We start from the raw sequence: 7,321 nt of genomic DNA on the forward strand, positions 1-7,321 counted from the left end.
CATGGCCCCGAACCCCGCCCACACCGCCCTCTGGCCCGCCCCGCACGCGAGCGGAGCCGTCGACGCGACGGTCCACGTGCCCGGGTCCAAGTCGGTCACCAACCGCGCCCTCGTGCTGGCCGCGCTGGCCTCCGAGCCGGGCTGGCTGCGCCGCCCGCTGCGCTCCCGGGACACGCTGCTGATGGCCGGTGCGCTGCGGGCGATGGGTGTCGGCATCGAGGAGACGGTGTCCTCCAGTTCCTTGGGCGCGGGCGGTTCGGGCGAGGCGTGGCGGGTGATCCCGGCGGGGCTGCACGGACCGGCCACGGTCGACGTGGGCAACGCGGGCACGGTGATGCGCTTCCTGCCGCCGGTCGCCGCGCTCGCCGACGGCCCCGTCCGCTTCGACGGCGACCCCCGCTCCTACGAGCGGCCGCTGCACGGCGTGATCGACGCGCTGCGCGCGCTGGGCGCCCGGATCGACGACGACGGGCGCGGCGCGCTGCCGCTGACCGTGCACGGCGGCGGCGCCCTGGACGGCGGCCCGGTGGAGATCGACGCCTCCTCGTCCTCCCAGTTCGTCTCCGCCCTGCTGCTGTCCGGGCCGCGCTTCAACCAGGGCGTCGAGGTCCGCCACGTCGGGGCGACGCTGCCCTCGATGCCGCACATCCGGATGACGGTGGACATGCTGCGCGCGGTCGGCGCCCAGGTGGACACCCCGGAGTCGGGCGGCGAGCCGAACGTGTGGCGGGTGACGCCGGGCGCCCTGCTCGGCCGGGACCTGACGATCGAGCCGGACCTGTCCAACGCGCAGCCGTTCCTCGCGGCGGCGCTGGTGACCGGCGGCAAGGTGGTCGTCCCGGACTGGCCGGAGCGGACCACCCAGCCGGGCGACCGGCTGCGGGAGATCTTCACCGAGATGGGCGGCTCCTGTGAACTGACCGACTACGGCCTGGTGTTCACCGGGTCGGGGGCGGTGCACGGCATCGACGTGGACCTGGGCGAGGTCGGCGAGCTGACCCCCGGCGTCGCGGCCGTCGCCGCGCTCGCGGACTCCCCCTCGACCCTGCGGGGCGTGGCCCACCTCCGGCTGCACGAGACCGACCGGCTGGCCGCGCTCACCAAGGAGATCAACGAACTCGGGGGTGACGTGACCGAGACGGCCGACGGCCTGCACATCCGCCCGCGCCCGCTGCACGGCGGCGTCTTCCACACCTACGAGGACCACCGCATGGCGACGGCCGGTGCGATCATCGGCCTGGCGGTCGAGGGCGTGCGGATCGAGGACGTGGCGACGACGGCGAAGACCCTGCCGGACTTCCCCGACCTGTGGACCGGGATGCTCGGGGCGTAGGACGCGGGGAACACGCCATGCGCCGCTACGGCAAGCACACCGACGAGGACGACATCCGCTCCCGGCCCAACCGCCGGGGCAACCGGCCGCGTACGCACATCCGCCCCAAGCACGAGGACGCCGCCGAGGGCATGGTGCTCACCGTCGACCGTGGCCGGCTGACCTGCCTCGTCGACGGCCGTACGGTCGTCGCGATGAAGGCCCGCGAACTGGGCCGCAAGGCCGCCGTCGTGGGTGACCAGGTGGCCCTCGTCGGCGACCTGTCCGGCCAGAAGGACACCCTCGCGCGCATCGTCCGCATCGGTGAGCGCACCTCCGTCCTGCGCCGCACCGCGGACGACGACGACCCCTACGAGCGCGTGGTCGTGGCCAACGCCGACCAGCTGGCCATCGTCACCGCGCTCGCCGACCCCGAACCGCGCCCCCGGCTGATCGACCGCTGCCTGGTGGCGGCGTACGACGCGGGGCTCGAACCGCTCCTGGTGATGACGAAGTCGGACCTGGCCCCGCCGGACAAGCTCCTGGAGCTGTACGGGGCGCTCGACATCCCCTACGTCGTCACCAGCCGCGAGGAGCTGGAGCGGGGCGGCGGCGCGGCGGACCGGGTGCGCGCGCATCTCGGCGGCCGGGTCACCGCGTTCGTGGGGCACTCCGGCGTCGGCAAGACCACGCTCGTCAACGCGCTGGTCCCCGACGAGCGCCGGCGCACGACGGGGCACGTGAACGCGGTCACCGGCCGGGGCCGGCACACCACCACCTCGGCGCTGGCGCTGCCGCTGGCGGGCGGCGAGGGCTGGGTCGTGGACACCCCGGGCGTACGGTCGTTCGGGCTCGCCCACATCGACCCGTCCCGGGTCATCCACGCCTTCCCCGACCTGGAACCCGGCACGGAGGGCTGCCCGCGCGCGTGCAGCCACGACGAGCCGGACTGCGCGCTGGACGCCTGGGTGGCCGACGGCCACGCCGATCCGGCCCGGCTGTACTCGCTGCGCCGGCTGCTGGCCACGCGGGAGCGCACGGAGGGCGACTGAGGGCGGCCGGCCCGTCCCCGGGGCCCGCGTTGTTTGCCGCACCCTCGGGCAGGTAAGTGCATAATCGCACCGAGCCGGAGCGGCCACGGAACGCGGACACACGGGAGGACAGCACATGGCGTGGCTGCTGGTCATCGTCGCGGGAATGCTCGAGACCGGCTTCGCCGTCTGTCTGAAACTCTCGCACGGCTTCACCCGGCTCTGGCCGACCATCGCCTTCGCCTGCTTCGCCCTCGGCAGCTTCGGCCTGCTCACCCTGTCCCTGCGCAAGCTCGATGTGGGACCGGCGTACGCGGTGTGGACCGGCATCGGCGCGGCGGGCACCGCGATCTACGGCATGATCTTCCTCGGCGACCTGGTGTCGACGCTGAAGATCGTCTCGATCAGCTTCGTCATCCTCGGCGTGATCGGGCTGCAGTTGTCCGGTTCCACGCACTGAACCTCCGCCCTTGCCCACGTCCTGATTCCCCGTAGCGGTCCTCCGCACCGGCTCCTCGCCTCGTACTGACCCCCGCTCCGATCGGCCCCGCCGACGGGGTTCAGGCGGCTTGGTGACGGTGCAGCAGGCCGTGCACGAGGTCGGCGAGCCCCGTCCCGTGCGGCGGGGCGGCGACGCAGGACAGCGCGAGGCGGAACACCAGTTCGCAGACACCGGCCAGTTCGGCCCGGTCCGCGCCCGTCGCGCCCGGCTCGGCCAGGGCCGCCGCCGCCCGGTCGCGGACGGTCGCGAGCAGGTCTCCCGGCGAGGGCAGCGGACCGTCCGCCCTGCGCTGCGCGGGCACGGCGCAGGAGGACGGGACGGCCGACAGCACCGGCGCGGGCAGGCGTTCGCTCCAGCAGCCGGTGAGCAGGGCCCTGACCAGGACGCCACCGCGCGCGGCCGCCGCGGTCCACTCGGCGGCGGCGGTCAGGCGCTCGCGCGGGCCGCCGGGGCCGGCCAGGGCGCGCTCGACCCCGGCGAGGTAGCCGTCCGCCTCTTTCCTGACCAGGGCCCGCGCCAGCCCGTCCTTGCCGCCGAACTCGTTGTAGAGCGTCTGCCGCGACACGCCCGCCGCCGCGGCCACGTCCACCATCCGCACCGCGGACCACGGCCGGCTGCCCAGCGCCGCACGAGCGGCGTCCAGCAGGGATTCCCGCGCTGCGGGCATCATCGCCTCCCCGGGAGCAGGTCCTGGCGGCTCTGGGCACAGAGTTGACGCGGGTGGGGGCACTGTCAAGGGTCCGCGTCGACGCGGGTGGGGGCGCGGCCCCGGGTTCGCGGCGGCGCGGGTGCGGGCACGGCCGGTGGCCGCGGCGACACCCGGCGGCCACCTGGTGTTCAGCACCCCTTGTGGCCTCGGGCCGCCTCGGACGGATACCGTTCCGTACATGCCCGACTACCTCGACGATCTGCGTCTGGCCCACGTCCTCGCGGACGCGGCGGACGCGGCCACCATGGACCGCTTCAAGGCCCTCGACCTCAAGGTCGAGACGAAGCCCGACATGACCCCGGTCAGTGAGGCGGACAAGGCGGCCGAGGAGCTGATCCGCGGCCAGCTGCAGCGCGCCCGCCCCCGTGACGCGGTCCTCGGCGAGGAGTACGGCGTCGAGGGCACCGGCCCGCGCCGCTGGGTCGTCGACCCGATCGACGGCACCAAGAACTACGTGCGTGGCGTGCCCGTGTGGGCCACGCTGATCTCCCTGACGGAGGCGGGCGAGGGCGGCTACCAGCCGGTCGTCGGGGTCGTCTCCGCGCCCGCGCTCGGCCGTCGCTGGTGGGCCGCGAAGGGCCACGGCGCCTTCTCCGGCCGCAGCCTGTCGCAGGCGTCCCGGCTCCAGGTCTCGCGCGTGTCCCGGCTCGCGGACGCCTCGTTCGCGTACTCCTCCCTCAGCGGCTGGGAGGAGCAGGGGCGCCTCGGCGGCTTCCTGGACCTGACCCGCCAGGTGTGGCGCACGCGCGCGTACGGCGACTTCTGGCCCTACATGATGGTGGCCGAGGGGTCGGTGGACTTCTGCGCCGAGCCCGAACTGTCGCTGTGGGACATGGCCGCGAACGCCATCGTCGTCACCGAGGCGGGCGGCACCTTCACCGCCCTGGACGGCCGGCCCGGCCCGCACGGCGGCAACGCGGCGGCATCCAACGGGCTGCTGCACGACGAGATGCTGGGGTATCTCAACCGGCGCACCTGAGCACCCTCGAACACCCCCCGCACCACCCAACGCAGCACGCGCGCCCTCTTGTTGACCCCCGTTTCACCTGCGACTCTGGAAAGCCCCCACTTGTGAACAAGTGAATCCGACCCTCCCGCGGTGCCTGCCCCTTCCGGGCCGTCCTCCGCGTGGATTCCTTGAGGAGGTGGCTCCATCCCATGCTCGCCCCCCTGCTCGTCCGCGACGCCATGAGCACGGTGGTCCTCACCATCGGCCCCGACCACACCCTCCGCCAGGCCGCCGCCCTGATGTCCGCCCGCCGTGTCGGCGCGGCCGTCGTCCACGACCCCGACGCCGACGGCATCGGCATCCTCACCGAACGCGACATCCTCGACTCCGTCGGCCTGGGCCAGAGCCCGGACACCGAGCACGCCCACGCCCACACCACCACCGACGTCGTCTTCGCCGCACCGTCCTGGACCCTGGAAGAGGCGGCGCTGGCCATGGCGCACGGCGGCTTCCGCCACCTCATCGTCCTGGAGCGCGGCGAGCCGGCCGGCATCGTCTCGGTCCGGGACGTCATCCGCTGCTGGGCGCCCGCCCGGCGGCACGCGGCACAGGTGCCCGCCTGAGCCCGCACGGCCCACGGCCCACGGCCCGGCTCCCATCCGGCGCGGACGGAGATCGCACCCGGCACGAACGGAGGCGGGCCGGGTCCCCGAAGGAACCCGGCCCGCCCGCCCCGGCAAACGGTCCAGTGCTGGTGTCAGCCGCGCAGGGCCTGGACCGCGGCCTCCAGCCGCTTGCCGAAGTCTCCGTCGGCCTGACGGAAGTTGTCGATCGCGCGCTCGACGATGTCCTCGCGCGAGACCTGGGAGAGGGCACCGGCGAGGTTGCCGATCAGCCGGTCCTTCTCCTCCTGCGTCATCAGCCGGTAGAGGTCGCCGGCCTGGACGAAGTCGTTGTCCTCGGTGTGCGAGGGAGCCGCGTGGTCCCCGGTCGCGCCCGTGACCTCGACGGGCTGCCACAGCGGGCGGTCCGTCTGGAAGGGACCGCCGAAGCTGTTCGGCTCGTAGTTCTTCGCACCCTTGTGGCGACCGTCGTACAGGTAGCCGTCACGGGCGTGGGTGCGCGCCTCGGTGGCGTGCGGCCGGTTCACCGGCAGGTGCGCGGCGTTGATGCCGACGCGGTAGCGGTGGGCGTCGCCGTAGGCGAACAGGCGGCCCTGGAGCATCTTGTCCGGGGACGGGCCGATGCCGGGGACGAAGTTCGCGGGGGTGAAGATCGACTGCTCGACCTCGGCGAAGACGTTCTCCGGGTTGCGGTTCAGCTCCAGCTTGCCGAACTCGACCAGCGGGTAGTCGGCGTGCGGCCACACCTTGGTCAGGTCGAACGGGTTGAAGCGGTAGGCCGCCGCGTCCGCCACGGGCATGATCTGCGCGTACACCGTCCAGGACGGGAACTCGCCGCGCTCGATCGCCTCGCGCAGGTCACGCTGGTGCGAGTCGGGGTCCTTGCCCGCCAGGACGTCCGCCTCCTCGGCGGTCAGGCACTTGATGCCCTGGTCCGTCTTGAAGTGGTACTTGACCCAGAAGGCCTCGCCGGCCTCGTTGCTCCACTGGTACGTGTGCGAGCCGAAGCCGTCCATGTGCCGGTAGGAGGCGGGGATGCCGCGGTCGCCGAAGAGCCAGGTCACCTGGTGCGTGGACTCCGGCGACAGGCTCCAGAAGTCCCAGACGTTGTCCGGCTCGGTGGAACCCGTGTACGGGTCGCGCTTCTGGGTGTGGATGAAGTCGGGGAACTTGATGGCGTCCTTGATGAAGAACACCGGGGTGTTGTTGCCGACGAGGTCGTAGTTGCCCTCCTCGGTGTAGAACTTCAGCGCGAAACCGCGCGGGTCGCGCACCGCGTCCGCGGCACCCAGGTTGCCGGCCACGGTGGAGAAGCGGAGGAAGGTCTCCGTCTCCTTGCCGACCTCGGCGAGGAACTTGGCGCGCGTGTACCGCGTGACGTCGGCGGTGACCGTGAAGGTGCCGTACGCGCCCGCGCCGCGGGCGTGCACCACGCGCTCCGGGATGCGCTCGCGGTTGAAGTGGGCGAGCTTCTCCAGGAGGAGCTGGTCCTGGACGAGCACCGGGCCGCCGACGCCCGCCGTCTCGCTGTTCTGGTTGTCGGCTACCGGAGCACCGGCCTCCGTGGTGAGCGGCCCCTGGGTCACGTCGCCTCCTGCGGCAATTTCTCTGGTCCTGTCGCTTGGCCGAAGCCAGTCCCGATCCTACAATGGACAATGTCTAAGTCAAGTAAGGCTCCAAAGTCACACTTGTTCGGGATCTGTTCTCCTTGCTGTTAGGCTGGTGTGTATGAGTGACCTTCTGGAACGGTTGCGTGGACGCGGCTGGCGCATGACCGCGCAGCGGCGTGTCGTGGCCGAGGTCCTGGACGGCGAGCACGTACATCTGACCGCCGACGAGGTGCACGCACGGGCCGTGGCCAAGCTGCCCGAGATCTCCCGCGCCACCGTCTACAACACGCTGGGCGAGCTGGTCACCCTGGGTGAGGTGCTGGAGGTCAGTACCGACAAGCGCGCCAAGCGGTACGACCCCAACGCGCACCGGCCGCACCACCACCTGGTCTGCGCCGGCTGCGGCGCGATCCGTGACGTCCACCCGGACGGCAACCCGCTGGCCGACCTCCCGGACTCCGAGCGCTTCGGCTTCACGGTCTCGGACGTCGAGGTGACGTACCGCGGGCTCTGCCCCAACTGCGCGTCGGCCTGACGTACACACGTAGACCGCGGAGCCCCGGCACCTTTTCCTGGTGCCGGGGC

At 72.6% G+C, this 7,321-nt stretch carries 8 protein-coding genes; 6 read left to right on the forward strand and 2 right to left on the reverse strand.

Annotated elements, in window-relative coordinates; translation table 11 throughout:
• Position 1 precedes the first annotated feature (1 nt).
• The 3 genes from aroA to ACFC02_RS17885 all read left to right on the forward strand — a co-directional run bounded on the left by aroA (position 2) and on the right by ACFC02_RS17885 (position 2,803).
• A complete protein-coding gene (gene aroA, locus ACFC02_RS17875; protein WP_376357549.1) occupies positions 2–1,333 on the forward strand; it encodes a 3-phosphoshikimate 1-carboxyvinyltransferase in 1,332 nt (443 codons plus the stop codon).
• A 17-nt stretch (positions 1,334–1,350) separates the two neighbouring features.
• Positions 1,351–2,364, forward strand: a complete 1,014-nt coding sequence (gene rsgA / locus ACFC02_RS17880; RefSeq protein ID WP_376357551.1) for a ribosome small subunit-dependent GTPase A — start codon at positions 1,351–1,353, stop codon at positions 2,362–2,364.
• Positions 2,365–2,479: 115 nt separating this feature from the next.
• Positions 2,480–2,803, forward strand: a complete 324-nt coding sequence (locus tag ACFC02_RS17885; RefSeq protein WP_376357553.1) for a DMT family transporter — start codon at positions 2,480–2,482, stop codon at positions 2,801–2,803.
• A 100-nt stretch (positions 2,804–2,903) separates the two neighbouring features.
• On the opposite strand, the gene ACFC02_RS17890 is transcribed toward ACFC02_RS17885, so the two are convergent.
• A complete protein-coding gene (locus ACFC02_RS17890; protein WP_376357555.1) occupies positions 2,904–3,515 on the reverse strand; it encodes a TetR/AcrR family transcriptional regulator in 612 nt (203 codons plus the stop codon).
• Between the two features lie 217 nt (positions 3,516–3,732).
• On the opposite strand from ACFC02_RS17890, the gene hisN reads away from it, so the two are divergent.
• Complete coding sequence (hisN, locus tag ACFC02_RS17895) at positions 3,733–4,533, forward strand: histidinol-phosphatase (protein WP_376357557.1); 801 nt, start codon at positions 3,733–3,735, stop codon at positions 4,531–4,533.
• A gap of 191 nt (positions 4,534–4,724) precedes the next feature.
• On the forward strand, positions 4,725–5,126 hold the full coding sequence (locus ACFC02_RS17900) for a cyclic nucleotide-binding/CBS domain-containing protein (RefSeq protein ID WP_376357574.1): 402 nt from the start codon (positions 4,725–4,727) through the stop codon (positions 5,124–5,126).
• A gap of 134 nt (positions 5,127–5,260) precedes the next feature.
• Here the strand turns inward: ACFC02_RS17900 and ACFC02_RS17905 are convergent, their stop codons facing one another.
• On the reverse strand, positions 5,261–6,712 hold the full coding sequence (locus ACFC02_RS17905; protein WP_376357559.1) for a catalase: 1,452 nt from the start codon (positions 6,710–6,712) through the stop codon (positions 5,261–5,263).
• 142 nt (positions 6,713–6,854) lie between these two features.
• Between ACFC02_RS17905 and ACFC02_RS17910 the strand changes: the two genes are divergently transcribed.
• The gene (locus tag ACFC02_RS17910) at positions 6,855–7,271 is read left to right on the forward strand and encodes a Fur family transcriptional regulator (RefSeq protein ID WP_376357561.1); all 417 of its coding nucleotides are present in this window, start codon (positions 6,855–6,857) and stop codon (positions 7,269–7,271) included.
• The last annotated feature ends 50 nt before the right edge of the window (positions 7,272–7,321 follow it).

Source organism: Streptomyces sp. NPDC056160, assembly GCF_042268205.1.
Classification (GTDB): Bacteria; Actinomycetota; Actinomycetes; order Streptomycetales; family Streptomycetaceae; genus Streptomyces.